General features: G+C 64.5%; 25 protein-coding genes. 15 read left to right on the top strand and 10 right to left on the bottom strand.

Translation table 11 applies throughout. The annotated features are described in order from the left end of the window. Positions 1–3 precede the first annotated feature (3 nt). Positions 4–1386 (bottom strand): MFS transporter, encoded by a 1383-nt coding sequence (locus tag QCE64_RS16085; protein ID WP_309921076.1) that lies wholly within the window; start codon positions 1384–1386, stop codon positions 4–6. 39 nt (positions 1387–1425) lie between these two features. Then, the gene (locus tag QCE64_RS16090) at positions 1426–2604 is read right to left on the bottom strand and encodes a mandelate racemase/muconate lactonizing enzyme family protein (RefSeq protein WP_310004783.1); all 1179 of its coding nucleotides are present in this window, start codon (positions 2602–2604) and stop codon (positions 1426–1428) included. 138 nt (positions 2605–2742) lie between these two features. Between QCE64_RS16090 and QCE64_RS16095 the strand changes: the two genes are divergently transcribed. Beyond that, positions 2743–4380 (top strand): GMC family oxidoreductase N-terminal domain-containing protein, encoded by a 1638-nt coding sequence (locus tag QCE64_RS16095; protein WP_310004785.1) that lies wholly within the window; start codon positions 2743–2745, stop codon positions 4378–4380. Between the two features lie 22 nt (positions 4381–4402). Further along, positions 4403–5155 carry a GntR family transcriptional regulator gene (locus tag QCE64_RS16100; protein ID WP_310004787.1) on the top strand — a complete coding sequence of 251 codons (753 nt, stop codon included), beginning with the start codon at positions 4403–4405 and terminating at the stop codon, positions 5153–5155. Between the two features lie 15 nt (positions 5156–5170). Here the strand turns inward: QCE64_RS16100 and QCE64_RS16105 are convergent, their stop codons facing one another. Then, positions 5171–5926 (bottom strand): GntR family transcriptional regulator, encoded by a 756-nt coding sequence (locus QCE64_RS16105; RefSeq protein WP_309921086.1) that lies wholly within the window; start codon positions 5924–5926, stop codon positions 5171–5173. Between the two features lie 251 nt (positions 5927–6177). On the opposite strand from QCE64_RS16105, the gene QCE64_RS16110 reads away from it, so the two are divergent. The 5 genes from QCE64_RS16110 to QCE64_RS16130 all read left to right on the top strand — a co-directional run bounded on the left by QCE64_RS16110 (position 6178) and on the right by QCE64_RS16130 (position 11541). After that, on the top strand, positions 6178–6447 hold the full coding sequence (locus tag QCE64_RS16110; RefSeq protein WP_310005790.1) for a UxaA family hydrolase: 270 nt from the start codon (positions 6178–6180) through the stop codon (positions 6445–6447). 49 nt (positions 6448–6496) lie between these two features. Beyond that, positions 6497–7672, top strand: a complete 1176-nt coding sequence (locus tag QCE64_RS16115; protein ID WP_309921090.1) for a UxaA family hydrolase — start codon at positions 6497–6499, stop codon at positions 7670–7672. Between the two features lie 151 nt (positions 7673–7823). Further along, complete coding sequence (gene dctA, locus QCE64_RS16120) at positions 7824–9131, top strand: C4-dicarboxylate transporter DctA (RefSeq protein ID WP_404987384.1); 1308 nt, start codon at positions 7824–7826, stop codon at positions 9129–9131. After that, positions 9128–10162, top strand: a complete 1035-nt coding sequence (locus QCE64_RS16125) for an Ldh family oxidoreductase (RefSeq protein WP_309921092.1) — start codon at positions 9128–9130, stop codon at positions 10160–10162. The genes dctA and QCE64_RS16125 overlap by 4 nt, the downstream gene beginning before the upstream one ends. Positions 10163–10269: 107 nt before the next feature. Then, positions 10270–11541 (top strand): cation:dicarboxylate symporter family transporter, encoded by a 1272-nt coding sequence (locus QCE64_RS16130; RefSeq protein ID WP_310004788.1) that lies wholly within the window; start codon positions 10270–10272, stop codon positions 11539–11541. On the opposite strand, the gene QCE64_RS16135 is transcribed toward QCE64_RS16130, so the two are convergent. Together QCE64_RS16135 and QCE64_RS16140 are read right to left on the bottom strand one after the other, a co-directional pair. Further along, positions 11538–12260, bottom strand: a complete 723-nt coding sequence (locus tag QCE64_RS16135; protein ID WP_310004790.1) for a hypothetical protein — start codon at positions 12258–12260, stop codon at positions 11538–11540. The genes QCE64_RS16130 and QCE64_RS16135 overlap by 4 nt on opposite strands. A gap of 17 nt (positions 12261–12277) precedes the next feature. Continuing rightward, on the bottom strand, positions 12278–13114 hold the full coding sequence (locus QCE64_RS16140; RefSeq protein ID WP_309814420.1) for an FCD domain-containing protein: 837 nt from the start codon (positions 13112–13114) through the stop codon (positions 12278–12280). Positions 13115–13342: 228 nt separating this feature from the next. On the opposite strand from QCE64_RS16140, the gene QCE64_RS16145 reads away from it, so the two are divergent. From QCE64_RS16145 to QCE64_RS16175, 7 genes are all read left to right on the top strand, one after another. Further along, positions 13343–14551, top strand: a complete 1209-nt coding sequence (locus QCE64_RS16145) for an ABC transporter substrate-binding protein (RefSeq protein WP_309921102.1) — start codon at positions 13343–13345, stop codon at positions 14549–14551. Positions 14552–14628: 77 nt separating this feature from the next. After that, positions 14629–15489, top strand: coding sequence for a branched-chain amino acid ABC transporter permease (locus QCE64_RS16150; RefSeq protein WP_310004792.1), 861 nt, complete (start codon positions 14629–14631; stop codon positions 15487–15489). Positions 15490–15512: 23 nt separating this feature from the next. Beyond that, positions 15513–16508, top strand: a complete 996-nt coding sequence (locus tag QCE64_RS16155) for a branched-chain amino acid ABC transporter permease (RefSeq protein ID WP_404987404.1) — start codon at positions 15513–15515, stop codon at positions 16506–16508. Next, a complete protein-coding gene (locus tag QCE64_RS16160) occupies positions 16505–17269 on the top strand; it encodes an ABC transporter ATP-binding protein (RefSeq protein ID WP_309814409.1) in 765 nt (254 codons plus the stop codon). The genes QCE64_RS16155 and QCE64_RS16160 overlap by 4 nt, the downstream gene beginning before the upstream one ends. Then, a complete protein-coding gene (locus QCE64_RS16165; RefSeq protein WP_309814406.1) occupies positions 17266–17967 on the top strand; it encodes an ABC transporter ATP-binding protein in 702 nt (233 codons plus the stop codon). Before QCE64_RS16160 ends, QCE64_RS16165 begins: the two co-directional genes overlap by 4 nt. Positions 17968–18004: 37 nt before the next feature. Further along, complete coding sequence (locus QCE64_RS16170; protein ID WP_310004796.1) at positions 18005–19267, top strand: Zn-dependent hydrolase; 1263 nt, start codon at positions 18005–18007, stop codon at positions 19265–19267. Further along, positions 19264–20745, top strand: a complete 1482-nt coding sequence (locus QCE64_RS16175; RefSeq protein WP_310004799.1) for a M81 family metallopeptidase — start codon at positions 19264–19266, stop codon at positions 20743–20745. The genes QCE64_RS16170 and QCE64_RS16175 overlap by 4 nt, the downstream gene beginning before the upstream one ends. A 28-nt stretch (positions 20746–20773) precedes the next feature. Here the strand turns inward: QCE64_RS16175 and QCE64_RS16180 are convergent, their stop codons facing one another. Next, positions 20774–21661 carry a LysR substrate-binding domain-containing protein gene (locus QCE64_RS16180; protein WP_309922885.1) on the bottom strand — a complete coding sequence of 296 codons (888 nt, stop codon included), beginning with the start codon at positions 21659–21661 and terminating at the stop codon, positions 20774–20776. 100 nt (positions 21662–21761) lie between these two features. Here QCE64_RS16180 and QCE64_RS16185 point away from each other — a divergent pair, with 100 nt between their 5' ends. Next, the gene (locus QCE64_RS16185) at positions 21762–22355 is read left to right on the top strand and encodes a LysE family translocator (RefSeq protein WP_310004801.1); all 594 of its coding nucleotides are present in this window, start codon (positions 21762–21764) and stop codon (positions 22353–22355) included. 19 nt (positions 22356–22374) lie between these two features. On the opposite strand, the gene QCE64_RS16190 is transcribed toward QCE64_RS16185, so the two are convergent. From QCE64_RS16190 to QCE64_RS16205, 4 genes are all read right to left on the bottom strand, one after another. After that, positions 22375–22878, bottom strand: coding sequence for a flavin reductase family protein (locus QCE64_RS16190; protein ID WP_310004804.1), 504 nt, complete (start codon positions 22876–22878; stop codon positions 22375–22377). 64 nt (positions 22879–22942) lie between these two features. After that, positions 22943–23710 (bottom strand): class II aldolase/adducin family protein, encoded by a 768-nt coding sequence (locus tag QCE64_RS16195; RefSeq protein ID WP_309921121.1) that lies wholly within the window; start codon positions 23708–23710, stop codon positions 22943–22945. Between the two features lie 25 nt (positions 23711–23735). After that, the gene (locus QCE64_RS16200) at positions 23736–24344 is read right to left on the bottom strand and encodes a glutathione S-transferase N-terminal domain-containing protein (protein ID WP_310004806.1); all 609 of its coding nucleotides are present in this window, start codon (positions 24342–24344) and stop codon (positions 23736–23738) included. Between the two features lie 28 nt (positions 24345–24372). After that, positions 24373–25023 carry a DUF1028 domain-containing protein gene (locus QCE64_RS16205; protein ID WP_309932140.1) on the bottom strand — a complete coding sequence of 217 codons (651 nt, stop codon included), beginning with the start codon at positions 25021–25023 and terminating at the stop codon, positions 24373–24375. Positions 25024–25034 lie beyond the last annotated feature (11 nt).

The following is a 25034-nucleotide window of genomic DNA, read 5'->3' on the forward strand; positions in this document are numbered from 1 at the left end:
TCCTTAAGTACGCGACGCCGAAACTGCCTTGGGCGCCGCATGGGTGTCTTCGTAGATCGGATCCCAGTTGATCATCAGCGCGATCACGAGCCCGATGACCGGCACCACCGAGATGTACAGCAACGTAGTGGCCATGCCCGCCGACGCCATGATGATCGGAAACAGGAAGAAGCCGAAGATGCTGCCGCCGCGCGCCATGCCCTGGCCCCAGCCGGAGCCGAGCCCGCGCAGTTCGGTTGGGTAGGAGAGCGTTGCGAGCGTCATGCCCTGTCCCGGTCCGATCGAATGGCCGAAGATCATCGTGGCGAGCAGCAGCGCCATGACGTACGGGCTCAGATGCGCATGCATCGTGCCGAACAGGAGCAGGCTCAGCGCGACGATGCAGTAGCCGAGCATCGACATGCGCCGTACGCCGACTCTTCCCGAATACTTCGCGCCGAGCGCCGCGCCGATGATGCCGAACACGTTGAAGCACACGGCGCCGAGAATGGCGTTTTCCATGGAGTTGCCGAAGATGGCCTGCGACATCGACGGGATGTTGAAGCCCACCGAGAAGTATTCGATGGCCTGCGTGATGCACACGGCCGAAGCGAGAATGGTGCGCGGCAGATACTTGCCCTGGAACAGCGCTGACAGGCTCTGCTTCGCCTCGCGTTTCTCCGCGAAGCCCGACGGCTGCAGATCGACGCGAATGTTGTAGGTCTTCTCGAGAATCCTCGCGGCCTGGTCCAGCGGCAGATTGTGCGCGGCCCAGCGCGGGCTTTCATCGGCGAAGAAGTAGCGCGCCAGCAGGATGATCAGCGCCGGAATCGCGCCGAAGCCAATCGCGAAGCGCCACAGATGATCGCCGAACATGGCGGTGTCGAATGGCAGGATAACGAGACCGCTGCACGATGCCGCGACGTACCACATGACCTGCCATGCGCCGACGCTTGCCGTCTTCGACTTCTTGTTGACGATCTCGGCGACATACGACAGCGCCACCGGAAAGTCGAGACCGACGCCGATGCCCATCAGCAGACGGAACGCCAGCAGCATTTCGAAGCTGGTCGAGAGCGCCGCGCCGATGGCCGCCACCACCAGCAGCGCCACGTTGATGATGAGAATCTTGAAGCGCCCGATCCGGTCGATGTAACGCCCGCCGACGATTCCGCCCAGACACGCGCCCAGCGCCATGATCGCGGTGATGAGGCCGACTTCCGCCGGCGTGAGATGGAACGCCTGCCGCAACTGCACGATGCCGACGCCCAGGCTCGCGAAGTCGTAGGCATCCACGAAGATGCCGCCGAGTGCGACCAGCGTGAGCAAGAGCGTGCGCTTGTCCGAAGGGTGCGCATCCACGAAGCGCTCAATGTCCTGCGCCGATTTGACGACCAACCTGTCCATGTCCTGTGTCTCCTGTCTGTCCACGTCTGATGTGTTTGTTTATGACGCTTGCTTGAACTGTGCCGCCAGTTCGTCGAGCGGCGGCACGAAACCGATGCCGGGTGATTCGCCGAGCGCCACGCGCCCGTCGTGTGGCTGCGCAATCGGCCCGCACAGCAAGGTGCGCAACGGATTGGGATTGGCGTCGACTTCGAGCATGCCGTCGCCGCCCGCCGCCGCCAGCAGGTGCGCCGAAGCCAGCAGCCCAAGGCCGCCGCCGAGATAGTGCGGACAGTAGCGCAGGCCCGCCGCGCGCGTCGCCTGGATCACCGGCCAGCAGCCGGAAACGCCGCCCCACTTGGCGGCGTCGGGCTGCACGACGTCGTAGGCGCGTTGCTCGATGTGCGTCGCGAAGCTCTGCGCGTCAGCGAGATTCTCGCCGCCTGCAATCGGCACCGGCGATTGCTCGAGCAGCGCGCGCCATTCGGCCACCGGACGGTTGCAGCGCAGCGGCTCTTCAAGCCAGCCCAGATCGAACGGCGCAAAGGCATGCGCCATCTCGATCGCGGCAGGCAGGTCCCATGCCTGGTTGGCATCGACTTGCAGCGTGCAATGCTCGCCGATGATCTCGCGCAGGCGCGCCAGATTGCCCAGATCGCGCTCGCGCCCGAAACCGACCTTCAGCTTGAACGAGCGATAACCTTCAGCGGCTTTCTCGCGCACCAGCGCTTCCGCGCCAACCGGATTCAGGCCGCTGGCATACACCTCGATGTCGCCGGATGCGCCGCCGAGCAGACGCCACAGCGGCAACTGCGCCTTGCGGGCCCACAGATCCCACAGCGCCAGATCGAGGCCGGCGATGGCCTGCGCGAACGGTCCCGGCTCGCCGGATTGCAGCGCGAGGACTTCGGTGCGCTGCGTGAGCATGTGGAAGGTATCGACGGGATGCACGACCGGATGCTCGACGAGCATCGGCGCGAACACGGACTCCACCAGACGCGCCCGATGCTCCGCGCCCACCGACGGGAAATTGCACCAGACTTCGCCGAAACCCTGAACACCGTCCGAATCCGTGATGCGCACGAACACGGCGGGGCGGTCCGTCATCGTGCCGAAGGAGGTGCGCACCGGCGTCGCAATCGGGGCGCGAAACACGAACGCTTCCACCCGCGCGATGCTCACCGGCTCGATGCCATGCGGATCCAGCCGTGGAAACGCTCCGCGTCGCGTTTCGGTCATTGCCTGCCTCCTGATGATTTTTAAAGTTAGAAAGTATGGTTTATAGTACTACCATGTTTTAGAATTTTGCAATCGGTATCGATGCGGGCTTTCCCGCAAGGGCCACCGGTTCACAATCAGAGCAACAGGAGACACGCCATGCAGAACAAACAGGACGCTTATGACTATGTGATCGTCGGCGCGGGATCGGCGGGATGCGTATTGGCCAACCGGCTGTCCGCGGATCCGGCGTGCCGGGTATTGCTGCTGGAGGCCGGCGGGCATGACCGTCACTTCTGGCTGAAGCTGCCGGTCGGTTACTTCCGCAGCATCTACGACACGCGCTTTTCCTGGCAATTCGCAGTCGAGCCGGAAGCCACCACGGGCATGCGGCCCATCGTCTGGCCGCGCGGGCGCGTGCTCGGCGGATCCAGCGCGATCAACGGCTTGCTGTATATCCGTGGACAGCGCGCCGATTATGACGACTGGGACGCGCTCGGCGCACACGGCTGGTCGTATCGCGACGTGCTGCCATTCTTCAAGCGCTCGGAGAAGTACGCGGGCGGCGAGACGGTATATCACGGCGCGTCGGGCGAACTGGGGGTCTCGGACCTGCGCAACGATCATCCCTACTGCGACGCATGGCTGCGTGCGGGCGAGGAAGCAGGCTTTTCGCGCACGCAAGACTTCAACGGCGAGAAGGATGACGGGCTCGGGCCGTATCAACTGACCATCGCGGGACATTGGCGCTGCAGCGCGGCGACGGCGTTTTTGCATCCGGTCCGGCAGCGCCCGAATCTCACCGTGAAGACGGGCGTGCATGTGACGCGCGTGCTCTTCGAAGGCGACGATGCAGTGGGCGTCGAATATGTGCTCGACGGCGTCGCGCATCAGGCGCGCGCGAGCCAGGAGACGCTGCTCGCGGCGGGCGCGCTGCAATCGCCGCAACTGCTGCAACTGTCGGGTATCGGCGATGCGGCGCTGCTCCGGCAGCATGGCATCGGCGCGCGCGTGCATGCGCCCGAAGTCGGACGCAATCTGCGCGATCACTATCAGGCGCGCGTCATCGTCAAGCTCAAGCACCGCATGTCCCTGAACGACGACGTGCGCAATCCGTTCAAGCTCGCGGGCATGGGCGCGCAGTGGTTATTCGGCAAGCGCGGCCCGTTGACGGTCGGCGCGGGGCAGGTGGGCGGGCTCGTCGCGACCGAGCATGCCGAACGCGGCCGTCCCGATGTCCTGTTCAACGTGATGCCGCTTTCGGTCGACAAGCCTGGCGACCCGCTGCACGGCTTCTCGGGATTCTCCGCTTCGGCGACCCAATGCCGCCCGGAATCGTCGGGCACCGTCGGTTTGCGCAGCGGCGATCCGTTCGCGCCGCCGCTCATCCACGCAAACTATCTGCGCGAGACGAAGGACGTGAAGACGCTCGTGGCGGGGTTGAAGATTTTGCGCGAGATCTACGATCAGCCGACCTTCCGTTCGCTCGTGACCGGCGAGGAACATCTGCCGGGCGCGGGTCTGCGCGGCGACGCGGAACTGGAGGCGTTCGCGCGGCAGAAGGGCGGCACGGTGTTCCATCCGGTTGGCACCTGCCGCATGGGTTCCGACGACCGGTCAGTCGTCGATGCCGAACTGCGTGTGCGTGGCGTGAACCGGCTGCGTGTGATCGATGCGTCGGTGATGCCCAACATGATCTCGACCAATACGAACGCGGCCGCGATCATGATCGGCGAGAAGGGCGCGGCGCTCGTGCAGGGACGCATCGCGGCGCCCGCGCTTGCCGAGGCACTATAGTAGAGGACTCTATAGTCCAGACATGCTGACAATGACACGTGCCTCGCTGGCCAGTCCCATTCCGCTGTACCTTCAGATCGCCGACGCGCTGCGCGACCGCATCGCGCGCGGCGTCTGGCAGCAGGGGCAACTGATCCCGACGCTCGAACAGATCGCCGACGAGTTCGATGTCGCGCGCGTGACCGCGCGGCAGGCCGTGCAGATGTTGATGACCGAAGGCGCGCTGACGCCGCAGCGCGGACGCGGCACGTTCGTGTCGGCGGCAGCGCCCTCCATCAAGCCGGTGCAGGTCGTGACCAACCTGCAGGAACTCGCGGAGATGTACCGTTCGACCACGCCGGAGCTGCTCACGGTGGATGAGAACAGCCGCGCGCCGGCGGTGGGCGCTTCGCTCGGCGCGCTCGCGCCCGCGTACACGCACATGAAGCGCGTGCATTCCACAGAGGGGGCGCCGTACTGCGTCATCTCGCTCTATCTGGACGAGCGCATTTTCTCCAAGTCACCCGAGCGCTTTCGCTCGCAAACGGTCATTCCGCTGCTGATGGATCTGAAGCCGTGTCCCATTGCGAAGGCGCATCAGACCCTGACGATCGGAAGCGCCGACGCGGAAACCGCGCGGCTGTTGCGCGTGCCGGCGGAATCGCCCATTGCGCGCGTGGAGCGCGTGTTCAATGACCGTGACGGCGTGGTGATCTATTACGCCGATGTCGTCTATCGCGGCGACGTGGTGCGCCTCGAGATGGATCTGGGCGGAACGCTCGTCAAGAAGAAGTGACGGGCCCCCGTCCGATCAACTCTCCCCATTCCTCGCCCCTCCCGCCAGATACTCGTACTCGTCCGTGTTGATGTGCGTGATCCGATACTCGACCGGCTTCTGGTTGATCGAGTAGGCCACGCGCTCCACTTCCAGCACGGGCGCGCCCGCTTCGAGTTCGAGCAGCTTGCCTTCCAGCTCGCTGGCGCGTGCGACCCGCAGGCGTTCATCCGTGCTGGTCACGTTGATGCCGAACGCATCCTGATAGAAGTTGTAGAGCGTGTTCGGCCGTTCGCGCAACATGCTTTCGGTCAGGCCGGGGAACTTGGTTTCCGGCAGCATGACCGTGTCCACCACCACGACCTTGTCATGCAGCGCGAGCGCGTTCGTGAACACGAACAGCCGCGTCCCTTCGGCGATGCCCAGCCGCGCGGCCACCGCCGGCGGCGTCTTCGCGCGCTTGAAGTTGACCAGCGTCACCACGGGATAGGCGCGGTCGCCATCGCGCCGCGCCACGCGGAAATAGCGGAAGAAATGCCGGTCACGCCGATGCTGCGCGACGAAGGTGCCCAGCCCTTGATGCCGGATCAGGATGTTCTCGGCGCATAGCTCGTCGATTGCCTTGCGCAAGGTGCCGATCGACACGCCGAAGCGCTCCGCCAGCTTCTTCTCGGATGGAATCACCTCGCCGCCTTTCCATTCCTGTGCGGTGAGCGCGGCCAGCATTGCTTCCTTGACTTCCTTGTACCGCGTACCGCCCGGACCGACCGGCATGCCCATGACCGTGCTCATCGCGCCTCCCTCGACCTTCTCCTGAACTGTCCGCGTATTGTAACCCGCGTCTCCAGAAACATGTAACACATATAGATGACCTAGTTGACATGGATGACATCGACGCCTACCATGCATCTCAACGAACGGCGCGGGGCATCCCGGGCAGGCCATCGGAACATCACCAACAGGAGGAGCACATGAGTCACGCAGCAGCGGGAGCAAGCAGTGCAACCCAGGCGGAAGCGGGTGAGCGCAGGACCATTCATATCGTGCTGCACGAAGCCAAGGACACGGTGGGCGTCGCGGTGGTCGAAGGCATCAAGGCCGGATCGCAGTTGAACGCGTGGATCATGGACGAGGACGAGATCGTCACAGTGCCCGCGAAGCAGGACATTCCCATCGGTCACAAGGTCGCGCTGAAGGACATGAAAGTGGGCGACACGGTGTTCAAGTACGGCGTGGACATCGGCAAGGTGGTCGCGCCCATCTCGGCGGGCGAGCACGCGCACGTGCACAACATCAAGACGAAGCGCTGGTAAGCCGTCGCGCTGCATCGGACCCTTCACCCCACATCGAGAGAGAGACACCATGAGCGCGATTCAACTGGATACCACTTTCCGCGGCTATCGCCGGGACAACGGCCGCGTCGGCGTGCGCAACCACGTCATCATCCTGCCCGTGGACGACCTGTCCAATGCCGCCGCCCAGGCGGTCGAAGCGGCCATCAAGGGCACCATGGCCATTCCGCATCCCTACGGCCGCCTCCAGTTCGGCGCCGACCTCGACCTGCACTTCCGCACGCTGATCGGCGCGGGCTCCAATCCGAATGTCGCGGCGGTGGTGGTGATCGGCATCGAGGAAGGCTGGACCAAGCGCGTCGTGGACGGCATTGCGAAATCGGGCAAGCCGGTGATGGGCTTCGGCATCGAACTGCATGGCGATCACGACACCATCATGCGTGCCTCGAAGGCCGCGAAAGAAATGGTCCAGTACGCCACCGCGCTCGAACGCGAGGAATGCCCGATCAGCGAACTGTGGGTCTCCACGAAGTGCGGCGAATCCGACACGACGTCGGGCTGCGGCGCGAATCCCACGGTCGGCAATGCGTTCGACAAGCTCTACGGCCTCGGCAATACGCTGGTGTTCGGCGAGACCTCGGAACTGACGGGCGGCGAGCAGATCGTCGCGGCGCGCTGCGCGAATGACGGCGTGCGCGAGCGCTTCCAGTTCATGTTCGACCGCTATCAGGACATGATCAACCGCTGGAAGACCGACGACCTCTCCGAGTCGCAGCCGACCAAGGGCAACATCGCGGGCGGGCTCACGACCATCGAAGAAAAGGCGCTCGGCAACATCCAGAAGATCGGCAAGAAGTGCATGGTGGACGGCGTGCTCGACAAGGCCGAAGAGCCGACGCATTCGGGCCTGTGGTTCATGGATTCGTCGTCGGCGGCGGCGGAGATGGTGACGCTGTGCGCGGCATCGGGCTTCGCGGTGCATTTCTTCCCGACGGGGCAAGGCAACGTGATCGGCAATGCCATCGTGCCCGTCATCAAGATCTGCGCGAACCCCCGCACGGTACGCACGATGGGTGAACACATCGACGTGGATGTCTCCGGGATCCTGCAACGCGAGCAGAACCTCGACCAGACCGGCGACAAGCTCCTTGAATGCATGCTTGCCACCGCGAACGGCCGTTGGACCGCAGCCGAGACGCTCGGTCATCGCGAGTTCGTGCTGACGCGTCTGTTCGAAAGCGCATGACGTTGCGGTAGTTTCAGAAGCAAGGATTGCAGAGGCATACAGAAGTCCCCGCCCGATGCGCCCGGCGGTCCGGCAAGCCGTCACAGAAACGGCCCGGACCGCGGCGGCGCGCATCGCAAGTCATCTGACAGCAAGTGGAGGAGACACCATCTTGCGCGTGCTCAAGCATCTCTATGTCCAGGTCCTGATCGGCCTGGCAGCCGGCATTCTCGTCGGCTATTTCGCGCCGACGCTCGGCGTGCAGTTCAAGCCGCTGGGCGACACCTTCATCCGCCTCATCAAGATGCTCATCACGCTGCTGATCTTCTGCACGGTGTCGGTGGGTATCGCGCGCATGGAGAGCCTCAAGCAGGTGGGACGCGTCGGCTTCAAGACCATCCTGTACTTCGAAGTGGTCACGACCATCGCACTGGTCATCGGTCTCGTGGTCGCGAACGTGGTGCATCCGGGCGCGGGTCTCGACATCGATCCGAAGACGCTCGATCCCGGCGCGGTCTCGCACTTCGTCACGGAAGTGCACACCGCCGAGCACAAGAGCCTGCTCGAAGAACTCGTGCCGAACTCGGTGGTCGGCGCGTTCGCGCGCGGCGATCTGCTGCAGGTGCTGCTGTTTTCGGTGCTGTTCGGCGTGGCGCTCTCGCTGATGGCCGAACGCAGCAAGTTCCTGGCGCAGGCGATCGAGCAACTGGGCGATGCGTTGATGCGCATCGTCGAGATGATCATGCGTCTGGCGCCGCTTGGCGCGTTCGGCGCCATCGCGTTCACGGTGGGCAAGTACGGCATCGGCACCTTGCAGCAACTCGGCCTGCTGATCCTGTGCTTCTACGTGACGAGCATCCTGTTCGTCGTGCTCGTGCTGGGCACCGCGTGCCGCTGGGCGGGCGTGAGCCTGTGGCCGCTGCTGCGCTATCTGCGCGAGGAATTGCTGATCGTGCTGGGCACCTCCACGACGGAATCCGTGCTGCCGCGGCTGATGGAGAAGCTCGAACGGCTCGGCTGTCCGAAGTCGGTGGTGGGTCTCGTGCTGCCCACGGGCTATTCGTTTAACCTCGACGGCGCCGCCATCTATCTGACGATGACCTCGCTGTTCATCGCGCAGGCCACCAACACGCATCTCTCGCTGATGCAGCAACTCGGCTTGCTGGCGATCCTGCTGCTGACGTCGAAGGGCGGCGCGGGCGTGGCGGGCGCGGCGCTGGTCGCGCTGACCGCTACGCTCTCCTCGCACAACATCATTCCGGTGGCGGGCATTACGCTGATCATCGGGATCGATCGCGTGCTCAACGAGATCCGCGCGCTCGTCAACATGATCGGCAATGCGGTGGCGACGCTGGTGGTCGCGCGCTGGGAAGGCGTGTTCGATGTCGAAACCGCGCGTGCGATACTCGCGGACCCGCGCGCGGCCCTCCAGGAGGACACGCGCATGTTGATCGAACCCGCGCAGGATCTGCAGAAATGACCGCATCAGAAGACATCACGCTCGCTCCCGACACACTGCACGCACTCGCGCGCCGCGCCTTGCTGGCGGCGGGCGCCACCGCATCGGCTGCGGAAGCCACGGCAAAGGCGCTCGTCTATGCCGATGCGCGCGGTCTGTCCTCACATGGCGTCGCACGCCTGCCGATGTACCTCGCGCAACTGCGCAACGGCCGCGTGGATGCGGCGGCGGTGCCGTCCATCGTGCGCGACCGGGGCGCTGCGTTTCTCGTCGACGCCGCCGATGGCCTCGCCTTCGATGCCTGCGCACTTGCCATCGCGACCGGCATCGAACGCGCCCGCACTTTCGGCACGGCGACGGCAAGCGTCACGCGCAGTCATCACTTCGGCGCGGGCGCGTATCACCTCGAAGCGGTGGGGCAGGCGGGACTCGTCGGTCTCGCGTTCAGCAATGCGCCGGGTTCCATGCCTGTATGGGGCGGCAAGCGCGCGCTGCTCGGCACCAATCCGATTGCCGCCGTGTTTCCGCGTGCACAGGCCGAGCCGTTGATGATCGACCTTTCGCTGTCGCAGGTGGCGCGCGGCAAGATCATGGTCGCGGCCCGCGACGGCAAGCCCATTCCGGAAGGCTGGGCCACCACCGCCGATGGCGCGCCGACCACCGACGCTCACGCCGCGCTCGGCGGCATGATGCTGCCCTTCGGCGGCGCGAAGGGCGCCGTGCTGGCGCTGATGGTGGAACTGCTGGCGGCGGCGTTGTCGGGCGCGCAGTTCGGTTCGGAGGCGGGATCGTTCCTGACCGAAGAGGGTCCGCGCTCGGGCGTGGGCCATCTGTTCTGGCTGCTCGATCCGGATGCGCTGGCGGGCTCGCGGGTCTATCAGGAGCGCATCGAGACGCTGATCGAACTGATGCTCGCGGATGACGACGTGCGTCTGCCGGGTTATCGGCGGCATGAGATTGCGGCGGCCAGCGAGCGCTCGGGCATCGTGCTGAACCGCAAGCTGTTCGAGCAACTCAGCGCACTGGCGAACGATAACGCTGACGCGCTCTGATATCCGCTCCGCATAAAAAATTCTTATCAGTAAAAGGCAACACACCGCACGAACACCTTCCCTCGCGATACCCGAACAGGCGCCTTCAAGACGCCCCGGAGACAAGCATGCGCAAGATCTTTCGTCAGATTTACGTGCAGGTTCTCATCGCAATCGTCGCCGGCGCGTTGCTCGGCCATTACTTCCCGCATGCGGGGCAGAGCGTGGCGCCACTGAGCACGGCGTTCATCAAGCTGGTGAAGATGGTGACCGCGCCGCTGATCTTCGTGACCATCGTGCTCGGCGCGAAGGAGATGGGCGGTGCGGGCGCGCTCGGGCGGATCGGCGGGAAGTCGATCATCCTGTTCGAACTCACGACGACCCTTGCGCTGCTGTTCGGGCTCTGGGCAGTCAATACGATCCAGCCCGGTGCGGGCCTGAACCTGACGCCCAGTTCCATCGACGCGAGCGTGCTCAACGGCTATGAACACTCGATGCATGCATCGGGCGGCATCATGGGCTTCCTGCTGGGCATCATTCCGGACAGTGCGGTATCGGCATTCGCCAACGCCGACATGCTCCAGGTCGTGCTGTTCTCGACGCTCTTCGCGATCGGCCTGTCTCATGCGGGCAAGACCGGCGAGACGGCCTACAAGTTCTTCGAAGGCGTCGGCAGTGCGCTGTTCGGCATCGTGCGCATCGTGATGCGGCTTGCGCCCATCGGTGCGTTCGGCGCGATGGCGTATGCGGTGGGCAAGTTCGGCTTCGGCACGATGAACTCGCTGCTGAAGCTGCTCGTCACCGTGTATGTCGCGACGCTCGCGTATATCGTGCTGATTCTCGGCGGCATCTGCCTGATGTGCGACGTGAGTCTCTGGCGTCTGCTCAAATACATTCGCGGCGAGATCCTGCTGGTGATCGCGACGGTGTCATCGGAAGCCGCGTTCCCGCAGCTCGTGAAGAAGCTCGAAGCGCTGGGCTGTCCGACTGGCGTGGTCGGCATCGTCATGCCGATGGGCTACACCTTCAATCTCGCCGGAACCTGCGTCGCGCAGGTGATCTGCGCGGTATTCATTGCACAGGCATTCGGCATTCAATTATCCGTGGCGGAACAGGCGGTGCTGGTGGGCATCTCGATGCTGACCTCGCGCGGCATGGCGGGCGTGGCCGGCGCGAGCTTCATCTGCCTGCTCGCGACGCTTGCCGCGTTCAAGCACATTCCGATTGAAGGCGCGGCGATCGTGCTGGGCGTCGATCGCTTCATCGCGGAGATTCGCGCGACGACCAACATGATCGGCAATGCAGTGGCGACGGTGGCGGTCGCGCACTGGGAGCGTCAGCGCGATGACGTGTGCATGCGCGAGACGCTTGGGATGCGGCCGAAGGCGGTGACGCGTTAGCCGGGCTGGCCGACTGGCTTCCAACTCCCTGTGTCCGGACACAAGCTGGCAGGCGCACCATCCACCCACACTTGTTCGTCATCGAGGTGGAGGGCGGTGGCGGGGGCTGTATCGAAGGCCACGTTCAGGGCTTGCGCGATACGTGCATCTTCGACGGGAAGCTCCCAGGTCAGGAACACTTGGGTGAGGTCCTGATCCGGCGCGAAGTCCGCTTCGCAGAAGCCGCTGCTGCCACGCGGGATGACCGCATGCGGCTGCCCCGTATCGAAGATCATGGCGGTTCCGCGCACCAATGGAATGCGCTGGCCCGTGAGCGGGAAATGCACATCCAGTCCCTTGTCCTCGCTCAAGAACAGATTGCAGAACGCCGCGCCGCCGTACTGCGCGCCGTCATGGTGATAGCGTGCGCCACGGCATGCCATCAGCGCCACGTCGCTCGAAGCCAGCGCACCGGGCAATCCGAGCGCATCCGTCCACGCAACCATGGCCTGCACGCAGTGGCGATAATCCGGCCAGCGCGCCTGGGTGCGCGCGAGGGACATCGGTTCGACGTCGCCGGCTTCCAGATCCAGTTGGGACGTTATTTCCCGTTGCCAGTCCGCGAGCACGCGCGCCGAAGGCGCGGGCACGTCGAGCGTATCCGACAGCACGATGCGGCTGACCGAGCGGCTGCGCAACGTGTCGCCGCTCCAGAAGAAGGAAGTCAGTTCGCCGGGCATGGCATGTCGCTCCTGGATCACTCGCTGCGCGCACGCATGCGCTTGCGGATTTCGGAATCGAGGATCAGCCGCCCGCGCAGCTTGCCCTTCATGCGCTTCACGTATCGCGGTGCTTCCGTCATGTGAATCACCATCAGCTCGCGGACCTTTTCGGCGTCCCGCGCGCGCGCCGCTTCGGTGATCGCCTTATGAATCTTCACGTTGGCGCGCCCGAAGCGTTCATGTTCGGCCTGCGGCGTATCGTTCCGATATTCGATCAACTGGCGGATCATTTCGTTGATCAGCTCGCAACTGAAGCGCAGGAACGGATTCGGATTCGCGGCGGCGAGGATGTCGTGGAAGTTCACGTCTTCCTGACGCTGCCTGACGATATCCTTTCCCGCCAGCGCCGACGACGGCTCGTCGCAACAGGCGATATTGCTTTCGAGCGCCGCGAAGTCTTCTTCGGTGAGATGCGGCACCGCACCGGCCGCCAGTTCGGGTTCGAGCAACTGGCGCACGGTGTAGATGTCGTCGATGGTCACGTCCTTGAAGAACAGATAGTTCTGCAGCAACTGCAAGGTGCGGTCGAGCGGCACCTCGACGATGGTCCCGCCGCCCGACGGCCCCGTCGTCACCTTGATGAGCCCTTGCACTTCGAGCGACTTGAGCGCCTCGCGAATCGTGCTCTTGCTCACCGTGAAGAGCTGCTGCAATTCCACTTCGCGCGGCAGCTTGTCGCCGGGCTTCAGGTCCTTCTCCGTGATCAGCCGCTTGATTTCCTCGGCGACCAGGTCCGCGCGCTTGGGCTGCTTGATCGATTGCCGCGCGAGCTCGATTCCCGCGCCGGCGCGCTTGGCACGCTCCATCACCATTCCTTGCTCCTCTCGACTCGCCGGCCGTTCAACCTGTCCAGGGCACCTTCATTCGCATGCGCTTTCGCGCAGACCGGAATATTGCCTTATTGACACCCGAATTTATTGTTCCTAGCATCAGCTTCATCCTATTTATCATGATAAATAGGATGAAGCCAGCCGATGCCTGAACGTATCACGAAAAAAAGCGCGGCGGTCGCGAAGGTCATCTCTCAAGGAGCGTCAATTTTGAATCGCCGAAACATGTTGAAGCTGGCCGCGCTGACGGCCATTCCTGGATCGTTCGAAGCGCTCGTATCAAGAAGCGCGCTGGCGCAGGGGTCGCCGCTCCAGTTCGCCTGTCCGGTGCCGATGTCCGGCCCCTTCGCGGCCAACGGCAAGTACGCCGACCTCGGCATGAAGCTCGCCATCGAACAATATGGCAAGGTGCTCGGCCAGCCGCTCGCCTACACGACGCTCGATACCGAGGGAAAACCCGCAACCGCGGTGCGGCGCGTTCAGGAAATCGCGCAGCAGAAGAACGCGCATTTCTTCGCGGGCGGCATTCTCTCGTCCGAGGCGCTCGCCATGGGCAAGGAAGCCGAGAAGGCCGGCGGCATCTTCATCACGACGGCGGGCGCGGACGAACTCACCGGCAAGGACTGCAACAGCGCCACCTTCCGCTGGTCCGTGCCGACCTTCGGCGCCATCGAACAGACCGTGCGGCCGCTGATCCAGACGATGCCCAACGCGAAGCGCTGGTACACGATCACGCCGCAATACGTGTTCGGCGACGGCCTCTTGTCCGCCGCGAAGAACATCTTCAAGGAAAAGGGCATCGAGCACGTGGGCAACAGCTATCACTCGCTCAACGAAAAGGAGTTCAGCGGCTATCTGACGAACGCCGTTGCGGCCAAGCCCGATGTGCTGCTGATCCTGAACTTCGGCTCGCAATCGTCGGATACGCTGCGGCAGGCCGTGAGCTTCGGCATGAAGAACAACTGCACGATCCTGATGGCGTGGGCATCGGGCCTCGAACAGTTCGAAGCGCTCGGCCCGGACATCTGCGAAGGCGTGTACTTCGGCGCACAGTACTGGCATGCGATCGACTCGCCGCTGAATCATGACCTCGTCAAGCGCGTGAACGCGGCTTACAAGTCGAACCCGAACTACAGCCTCGCCGGCTCGTATATCTGCACGAAGATCCTGCTGGACGGCATCGTGAAGGCGGGCAGTGCGGATCCGAAGAAGGTGATCGCGGCGCTCGAAGGGATGAAGTACGCCGGGCTGACGGGTCCCGAAGAGATCCGCGCGGGCGACCATCAGGTGTTGAAGAACTACTATCTTCTGAAGGGCAAGGCCAAGGGCAAGATGAAGGACAAGGACGATTACGCGGATATCGTCAGCTCCGGCCAGTCATTCCTGCCGCTCGACAAGACGCAGTGCAAGCTCGCGTAAAGCGCGTGGCGTGTGTGTCTTCCAGGCGAATGCAGGCGCGGCCCGCATTCGCTCCGTCACTCTTCTGACGCAAGGCCATGAACGTTTATCTGTTGCAGGTCGTGAACGGCATCGGCGTGGGCATGCTGTACTTTCTGCTCGCGGTCGGCTTGTCGATCGTGTTCGGGCTGTTGCGCTTCGTGAACTTCGCCCACGGCGCGTTCTATCTGCTGGGCGCGTATTTCTGTTATCAGGCCATGCAATGGTCGATGAACTTCTGGACCGCGCTCGTCATCGTGCCCGTGATCGTGGGCGCGCTGGCGTGGGTCGTCGAGAAGGTCGTGCTGCGGCACGTCTACGCGCAACAGCATGAGTTTCATATTCTCGCGACGGTCGGACTCGCGCTCGTGATCCAGGAGTGTTCGATCATCGCGTGGGGGCCGATCGGCGACAACGTGGCCGTGCCGGACATCCTCAACGGCGTGGTGATCTGGGGCAGCTTCATCTACCCGAAGTACCGGCTCTTCGTGATCGCGTTCACGGCCGTGCTCGCGGCGCTGCTCTGGTGGGTGCTCGAAGGCACGCGGCTTGGCAGCGCGGTGCGCGCGGGCAGTGAATCGAGCGAGATGGTGTCGCTGCTCGGCATCAACGTGACGCGCATCTTCAGTCTCGTGTTCGCCCTGGGCGCGGGCACTGCGGCGCTCGCCGGCGTGCTGGCGGCGCCGATTCGCGGCGTCGATCCCTTCATGGGCATCGAAGCGCTCGGCGTGGCCTTCGTCGTCGTGGTGGTGGGCGGCATGGGCAATTTTCTGGGGGCGCTCGTCGGCGGACTGCTGGTGGGCATCGTGCAGAGCGTGATGAGCACGCTGTGGCCCGAAGGCGCGCGTCTCATGATCTATGTCGCCATGGCGGCGGTGCTGTTGCTGCGTCCGAACGGATTGCTCGGGAGGGCCGCGTGAATTCCAAACCGACATCGGAGGCGCTGAACGTGAGCGAGTCACGACCTTCCCCGCGGCATGCGCTGCACCGCTATCGCTTTCTTCTGCTCGCGGCCGTGGTCGTCTGCATCCTGCCGCTGACCATCCGCTCCGGATCGCTCGCGACGGAAGTACTGGTCTTCGCGCTCGCGGCGCTTGGCTGCAACCTGCTGCTGGGACATACCGGGTTGCTCTCGTTCGGGCAGGGCATCTTCTTCGGCCTCGGCAGCTATAGCGCTGGGCTGAGCCTGACGAAAGCCGGACTCCAGGTTCCCGCTGCGCTGCTTGGCGCCATCGTGGTGGGCGCCGTGGCGGCGGCGGTGGTCGGATGGTTCTCCATTCGTCAGCGCGGCGCGTACTTCGTGATGCTCACGCTGGCGTTCGGGCAGATGTTCTACTTCCTCGCCTACACGACGCCCGATCTTACCGGCGGCGACAACGGCCTGCTCGACATTCCGCGTCCCGCGCTGTCGGTTCTCGGGCATCCGCTCGTGTCCATCGCGTCGCCGTGGCAGTACTACGCGTTCGTCGCGGTGCTGTTCCTGATCGCGTTCTGGGTCATGCTGCGCGTGTCGCACTCGGTGTTCGGCCGCACGCTGCTCGCGATCCGCGACAACGAAGCGCGCGCCGCCGCCGTGGGCTACGACGTGAAGCGCTTCAAGCTCGCGGCGTTCGTCGTGTCGGGTGCGGTCACGGGGCTGGCCGGCGCGCTGCACGCGTTGATGACCGGCATTGCGCCGCTGTCCAACATCGACTATCACACGAGCGAGATGATCCTCGTGATGACGGTGATCGGCGGGACGGGCAATCTGTTTTCTTCGGTGCTGGGCGCAGCCTTCTATGTGTTGTTCGCCGACTGGCTCGCCACGCTATGGCCGCGCTGGCTGCTGTTGCTGGGCCTCGTGCTGATCGCCGTGAGCCTGTTCATGCAGCGCGGCCTGTGGGGCTTGGGCGAGCGCATCTGGCGCGCGGTGAAGCGTGAAGGGGGAGAGCCAGCATGAGCGTGTTACTGGAGGCAAAAGACTTAGGCAAGCGCTATGGCAAGTTCGCGGCGCTTACCGATGTGAACCTGAGCATCGCCAAGAACACCGTGCATTCGGTGATCGGTCCGAACGGCGCGGGCAAGACCACGCTGTTCCACGTGCTCACCGGCACCGTGCCGAGCAGCGCGGGGCAGATCGTGTTCGACGGACATGACGTGACGCGCGAGCCGGATCACCGGCGCGTGAAGCGCGGCATCGCGCGCTCGTTCCAGGTGACGAGCCTGTTCACGAATCTGCCGGTGCGCGAGAACTTGCGGCTCGCCGCACAGGGCGTCGATTCGAAGCGCGCGCTCAACGCCTGGACGCCGCCGCGCGGCGCGCTCGAACATCGCGACACGGTGGACGGCATTCTCGAACGTCTGGCGCTGCAACGGTTCGCGCAGACGCAGGCCGGTGTGCTGTCGCATGGCCAGCAGCGCCGTCTGGAAGTGGGCATGGCGCTGGCCGCGCGCCCGAAGGCCATCTTCCTCGACGAGCCGACGTCAGGCATGGGTATCGACGATCTCGACGACATGAAGCACCTGATCCGCAGCCTGCGCGACGACTACACGGTGGTGCTGATCGAGCACAACATGGACATCGTGATGGACATCTCGGACACGATTACGGTGATGCAGCAGGGCCGCGTGCTGGTGGAAGGCAAGCCCGCCGAGATTCGCGGCGACCCGCGCGTGCGCAGCGCCTATCTCGGCAACATGATCACCGGAGGCCGCGCATGATGCTCGAGGTCCAGAACCTTCATGGCTACTACGGCAAGAGCCATATCCTGCAAGGCGTGACGCTGAAGATTGCCGAGGGCGAGACGGTCACGCTGCTGGGCCGCAACGGCGCGGGCAAATCGACGACGCTCAAGAGCATCGCGGGCGTCGTGACGCCGAAGCAAGGCAGCGTGAGTTTCAACGGCACGCAGCTCGAGAAACTGCCGCCGCACAAGATCGCGGCGCGCGGCGTGTGTTTCGTGCCGGAGCATCGCGGCATCTTCAAGCTGCTGTCGGTGGAAGAGAACCTGAGGCTCGGCGCGCGCAAGGATTCGCCGTGGCAACTCGCCGATATCTATCGCATCTTTCCGCGCCTGAAAGAGCGCAGGACGAACGGCGGCGGCCAGCTCTCGGGCGGCGAGCAGCAGATGCTCGCCATCGGCCGGGCGCTGATGAATCATCCGCGTCTGTTGATGCTCGATGAACCGGTGGAAGGTCTTGCACCGGTGATCGTCGAGGAGATCGTCGCGCAACTGAAGCTGATTCGGCAGGCAGGCGTGACCATTCTGCTGGTCGAACAGAACCTCGAAGTCTGCACGCAGCTTGCTGATCGGCACACCATCATCGAGCAAGGGCGCATCGTCTACGAAGGCACGAATGCGGATTTCATCGCGGATGAATCCGTCAAGGACCGTTATCTCGGTGTCGGCGTCGTCTGAGCGCCGCCTACATAGCACACAGCGAAGGAAACCTGGCATGCAAGCTCACGATCTGCCGGCGCACGCCGGCTTGCGCATCGATGGTGCGCGTCTCTGGAACAGCCTGATGGAACTCGCGCAAATCGGCGCGACGGAGAAGGGCGGCGTGTGCCGTCTGGCGCTCACGGACCTGGACCGTCAGGGCCGCGATCTGTTCGTGTCCTCGGCGAAGGACATGGGCTGCACGGTGCGTGTGGATGCGATCGGCAACATCTTCGCGCGCCGCGCGGGATTGCGCGATGATCTTCCGCCCGTGATGACCGGCAGTCATATCGATACGCAACCGACCGGCGGCAAGTTCGACGGCAACTATGGCGTGCTCGCGGGCCTCGAAGTGCTGCGCACGCTGAACGACAACGACGTGCGCACGCAGGCGCCGCTCGAAGTCGCGGTCTGGACCAACGAGGAAGGCTCGCGCTTCGTGCCGGTGATGATGGGCTCGGGTGTGTTCGCCGGCGCGTTCACGCTGGAACATGCGCTGGCGCAGGCCGATCGCGAAGGCGTGACGGTGAAGGACGCGCTCGCGGCGATCGGTTATGCGGGCGAGCGCATTGCGGCGCATGCGGTGGGCGCGTACTTCGAGGCGCATATCGAACAAGGTCCGGTGCTCGAGGCGAATGACAAGGTGATCGGCGTGGTGCAGGGCGCGCTCGGGCAGCGCTGGTACGACGTGACGATCGAAGGCATGGAAGCGCACGCCGGCCCGACGCCGATGGAACTGCGCCGCGATGCGCTGCTCGTCGCGGCGGACCTGATTCGCGCGGTCAACGGTATTGCGCTGACGCATACGCCGCATGCGCGCGGCACGGTCGGCTGGGTGGATGTGCATCCGAACTCACGCAACGTGATTCCCGGGCGCGTGAAACTGACCGTCGATCTGCGCGCCCCCGACGATGCGACGCTGCACGCGATGGACCGTGCGCTGCGCGAGTTGTGTGCGCAGGCTGACTTGCCGGTGACGGTAGACGAAGTCGTCTACTTCGCGCCACAGCCTTTCGAAGCATCGCTGGTGGCGGCGGTGCGCGAAGGCGCCGGTGCGCTCGGTCTGACATCGATGGACGTGGTAAGCGGCGCGGGACATGACGCCGTGTATCTCGCACGCGTCGCGCCTGCCGCGATGATCTTCGTGCCGTGCAAGGACGGCATCAGCCACAACGAAATCGAGGATGCGCGCGCCGATCATCTGGAAGCGGGCTGCAACGTGCTGCTTCAGGCGATGCTGCGGGCAGCGAATGCATCGGTTGAAGGAGCGCGCGCATGAAGATCCTCATCGCCCGGATGAACCACGAGACCAACACGTTCTCGCCGGTGCCGACGCCGCTCGAAGCCTTCGGCCGCGATGGTCCCTGTTATGGCGCGGAGGCTTATCGCGAGAACGCGGGCATGCGCACGGCAATGTCCGCATTCATCGACGCCGCCGAACGCGCGCAAGCGGAGATCGTTACGCCGATCTCCGCTTCGGCAAATCCGAGCGGTCGCGTGGATGCCGCGGCTTACGATGCGATCTGCCAGTCCATCGTCGATGCCGCCGAAGGCTGTGACCTCGTGATGCTCGATCTGCATGGCGCGATGGTCGCCGAAAATTCGCCCGACGGCGAAGGCGATCTGCTCGAACGCGTGCGGCGAGCGCTGCCGCATGCGCCGATTGCGGTATCGCTGGACCTGCATGCGAACGTCACGCAGAAGATGATCGACAACGCCGATGTCATCACGAGCTTCAAGACCTATCCGCACGTGGACATGTACGAGAGCGGCGAGCTTGCGGCGCGGCTCGTGTTCGATCGGGTTCATGCGAGGGCAAAGCCTGTCATCGCATGGGCGCAGCCGCCGCTCCTGACCCACACGCTCAGGAGTTCGACGGCCGCAGGGGCGATGAAGCGGGCCGTCGATGCCGCGCGCGCCGCCGAAGGACGCGACGGCGTGCTGGCGGTTTCGGTGTTGTCGGGTTTTTCGCTGGCGGACATCGCGTCGCCGTGCATCAGCGTGGTGGTGGTGGCGGACGGCGATCGGGCGAGGGCGCAGGACGTGGCGGACCGTATCGCACGGCAGATCTGGGATGAGCGCGAAGACTTCGTGTATCGCAGCGCGCCGCTTGCGGAATCCATCGCTGAAGGGGCGTCGCTTGCGCGCGATGCCACGAAGCCCGTCCTGCTGCTCGATCATGGCGACAACTGCATGTCAGGCGGCACGTGCGACACCACCGATGCTTTCGAGGAAGCGTTGCGGCAGGGACTCGAAGGCATCGTCGTCGGGCCGCTGTGCGATCCGGAAGCGGTGGCACAGCTGTTTGCGGCGGGCGAAGGCGCGACGGTCACGCTCGGCATCGGCAACAAGCTGGCGAGTGTGACTTCGCGGGGCAAGCCGCCTTTCGAGGTGACGGGTATCGTTCGTGCGCTGACGGATGGCGAGTATGTGATCAGCGGCCCGACTTACACGGGACAGCGCGCCTACATGGGACGTGCGGCTGTCATCGAAACGCCTGCTGCGCGCATTCTCCTGACCGAACGCACGCATGAACCGTGGGATCTGGGCGTGTTCGAAAGCGTGGGCATCGATCCGCGCGGCGCCCGTTTTCTGATTCTCAAGTCGCGCATGTATTGCCGCCCGGTGTTCGTGCCTATCGCCGGAGGGTTGGTGGAGTGCGACAGTCGCGGACCGACGAGTTCGGACTATGCGCTGTTCCCGTTCGTCAATCTGAAGCGTCCGGTGTTTCCGCTGGATGCGGATGTGGGGTATTGAGCGACAGCGTGCGTCCGCGGCTTCATGTTCACGCGATCTTCGCGATCCGCCCTGATGAAGCAACTTCCTGCGGCATCGTTTCCCGCACACAGCGCGCGAAGGCCTGCGCTGAAGGCTGGGCCGATGCCGGCAAGCGCAGGCAAATGGCGAACTGCGGAAGCGAAGGCAAGCCTGCGAGATGCGGCGCGAGCGTTTCGAGGTCGGCGGGCACCGTGGATGCGAGCCATGCGGTAATCGCAAGGCCGGCCCTGACCGTGGCGGCGGTCGCCTCGATGTTGCCGCTCTCGAAGACCGTGCGCCACGCGATGCCTTTGTCCGCGAGCGCGCCGAGCACCAGCGGCCGGAAGGCGCAGCGTTCATCCACCATCGAAAGAGGCAGTGGCCGCTTCTGCCACGCGACGCTGTCGCGCCCCGTCACCCAGACGAGCGGTTCGATACGGATCACGTCGCCCTCGGCTTCGCCTGCGACGGCTTCGACCAGCGCCACATCGACGCGCCCCGCATCCAGTGCCTCGCCGACTTCGGACGAGGCCGCGCAGACCAGCGACACATCCACATGCGGATGGGCTTCAGCGAATGCCTTCATTGCGGGAGCGAGCGGGGTCACGAGGTCGTAGGGCACGCCGACGCGCAGGCTGCCGCGCAACGGCTGCGCGTTCATGTCGGCCCAGATCTCGTCGTTCAGCTTCAACAGCTGACGCGCCTTGACGAGAAACGGTTCGCCCTGGCGCGACAGCTCCAGCTTGCGCGTCTTGCGCACGAACAACGGGCAGTCCAGTTGCTCTTCCAGACGCTTCACCTGCTGGCTGACGGCGCCCTGCGTCATGTGCAGGAGATGTGCGGCCACGGTCATGCTGCCGCTGTCGGCGACGGTCACGAACGTGCGGATCAGGTCGAGGTCGAGATTGCGGATCATCGATGCATTAGGCGCGGTAATGGACGGCATCAATATTATTGGCTTTTATGATGCATAGGCGGTCGCTAGAGTGCAAATATCGATTACCCGATTTGCGCTAATGACTGCCTCGATCCTCCCGCTCTGCCTCTTTGTCGCCGTGGCGACCGTCACGCCCGGCGGCGCGACCACGCTCGCCACCGCATCGGGCGCACGCTTTGGCTTCACGCGTTCGCTGCCGCTGATGCTCGGCATCGCGACCGGCCTCGCTTCGCTTGCGGCGGTGGCGGCGCTCGGCCTGGGCGGCATGCTGCTGGCCATGCCTACGTTGCAAACCGCCGTGAAGGCAATCGGCTCCGCCTACCTGTCGTGGCTCGCGTGGCGCATTGCGCGCAGCGGGCCGCTGAACGCGCAAGCGGGCCCCGCGCGGCCGGTCACGCTCGTCAACGGCGTGATGCTGCTCTGGCTCAATCCGAAGAGCTGGGCGATGACCGTCGGCGCGGCGGCGTCCTTCGAGTTGCTCGCGAGTAGTCCCGGCCGCCTCGCGATGCTGCTCGCGGTGGCGTTCGGCGTGGCCGCGTGCGTCTCGCTTGCGCTGTGGTGTGCGCTCGGCGCCGTGCTGGCGCGGGTCTTCCGCACGCCGCTGCAATGGCGCGTGCTCAATCTCGCGATGGGTGCGATGCTGGGCGCGTCCGTCGTCGCGGCGTGGGTCTGATCCGATCCGCCTGCGAGCTTCACGCACTCAATGGACTGCAATGCGCGAAGGTCCGGCCGTGCCACATCAGGCATGCCGGGGCATCGTCCTGTTGCGTGAATGCAATATCCCGGATCACGCCGATGAATATTGAATGCGAAAAACCATCGTGCCGCCCGGCGATTTCGCAATCGAGCACGACGACGGCATCGTCGAGCATCGGCGAACCGGTCTTGCTCACGCGCCACCGATGCGTGTCGAAGCGGGCTTCGCCGCGCACGTCGCGGAACCGGTCGACCACGTCGCGATGCTCCACCGAAAGCAGGTTCACGGCGAGCTTCCCTTCCTGGATCAACACGTCGTGCGTGGCCGCGCTCTTGTTGACACACACGACGATGGAAGGCGGCGTCGATGAAAGACTGCATACCGATGTTGCGACCAGACCGGCCGGCTTGCCGTCGCTCATCGTGGTGATGACCGTCACGCCAGCGGCGAACAGCGACATCGCTTTCTGAAACTCAATGACCGGATCGGTGACCTGCAATTCCTGCTCCTGCGAGTGATTTGAGCGGAGGCGAGCCGCGTGCATGCCTTCAGCGGTGTGTGGATCAGTCTTCGCGCCAGCCGGGATATTTTTCATCGAGCAAGCGCAGCATCGAAGGCCACATCCGGTGACCGGCCGCTTCGGGATTGAAGCTGCTGGTGAACTGGCTCACGGTCTTCTCGATCAGCGCCCGCGACGGCGTCACGAACGGCCGGCCCGACGCGAGCACATCCATCTGCACCTGGGCGGACTGCTCCAGGTAGTACATCAGGTAGAACGCGGCGGGGATGTTCGGACCCACGGCGAGCAAGCCATGGTTACGCAGGATCAGCCCCACCTTGCCCGCGATATCGCGGCGCAGGCGTTCGCCTTCGTCGAGGTTGAAGGCGAGACCTTCGTATTCATGCATGCCGATGCGGTCATGGAACTCGATCGCGAACTGGTTGATCGGCAGCAGACCGTCTTCGAGACACGACAGCGCGACGCCCGAGCGCGTATGCGTATGCACCACGCAACCGATATCCGGCCGCGCCGACAACAGCGCGCTGTGGATCACGTAGCCGGCGGCATTGGCGGGATGGTTCGACGGATCGTCGCTGAAGCCGGCGTAGTCGACCTTGAGCAGGCCACCCGGCGTCACTTCCTCGAAGCGCAGGCCGTAGGGGTTGATGAGGAAGGCCTCTTCGCCCGGCACCTTGGCCGAGGCGTGCGTGAAGATGGTGTCGTCGAGTCCGTAGTGAGCGAGCAGACGATACAGCGCGCACAGATGCAGACGCGCATCGGCTTCGGTTTCGATCGGGACGAGCAGCGGCGGGCGGTCTTTGATGAGCATTGTTCTGGTTCCTTGGTCGGGCAGGTCAGGCAGGACGAGTCGCGGCGAACGACGGACGAAGCGCGAAGCGCGCGAACCATGCGCTCGCGGCAGGGCGGCCCGCGCGCCAGTCCAGTGATTCAAAGCGGAAGTCGAGATAGCCCAGCGCGCACGCAATGGCAATCTGGCCGAGATCGACGGGCACATTGAATGCATTCGACATGCATTCAATTTCATCGAGCGCGGCGGTCACTTTCAGCAATTGCGCGGAAGACCATTGTTCCCACTGCAAGGCTTCGGGACGCACCGCCTCGTAGCGGATGAGCAAGGCCGCGTCGAGCAGGCCGTCGCCGAGCGCTTCGGCGCGTCGCACGGTCCAGTGCGCCGCGCCCTCGGGCAGCAGCACGGTCGCTTCGGGCGCTGCCTGTGCGCACAGGTACTCGGCGATCACGCGTGAATCGAACAGCGCGAGGCCGTCGTCGGTGACGAGCGTGGGCAGCTTGCACAAGGGATTGAGCGCGCCGAGCGTGTCGTTGCGCCTGACCGGACTGGCCGTGGCGGCGACTTTCTCGATGCGCGCATCGAGCCCGAGTTCGTGCGCGACGATCACCACCTTGCGCACGAACGGCGATGTTGCGGCGTACATCAGTTGCATGTGAAGTTGTCCTCGTGGCGAAACAGGTTCAGACGACGGTCAGCTGCGGCGCATGCGCGCGGCTCACATAACCGTCGCGCAGCGGTGCGTGGACGGTCCATAGATCACGCAGTGCGCGCAAGGGCGTCTCCGCGCAATCGATGCGCAGATCGGTTTCAGGCCAGGGCTCGGCATGCGCGCACAGCAGGCCGGCCGAGCGCAGCGCGCGCACTTCGCCGCCTGCGGCAAGCCCGGCATCGGCGGCAGCGAGCAGACGCTCCGCGAAGGGCGCATTCGATGCCTCGAAGGCTGCGACCATCGCGGCAGGAATGTCGCTCGATGCGAGCAGGTTGCCGGCCGCGGCGCAGTTCAGCCCGCGCGCCGACGCGACAGTTGGCAGCGCGGCAGCGCCGGTGAACACGGCGGTTTCGCCGCGCGCATCGATGACGCTCAACTGGCGATAGTCCGGTTGTGGATCAATGCGTTGCAGCGCGTCGAGCACCTTCGCGGCGGGAATGCCCTGCGCGAGCAAATCCAGGCCGATGTTGCCGAGCGCCGGATTGGTCAGGTTCTGCGTGGCGACGGCGCCGACGCCCGCGCGAACCCATGCGCAACGGCTGGCCACGCAGATGCTCGACGAAGTGACGATCATCCCGAAGGCGCCGGTTTCGGCGCAACGGGCAACGAGAGAGAAGGTCATGACGGTATGCG

Origin of the sequence: Caballeronia sp. LZ043 (assembly GCF_031451075.1) — a bacterium.
Taxonomy (GTDB): domain Bacteria; phylum Pseudomonadota; class Gammaproteobacteria; order Burkholderiales; family Burkholderiaceae; genus Caballeronia.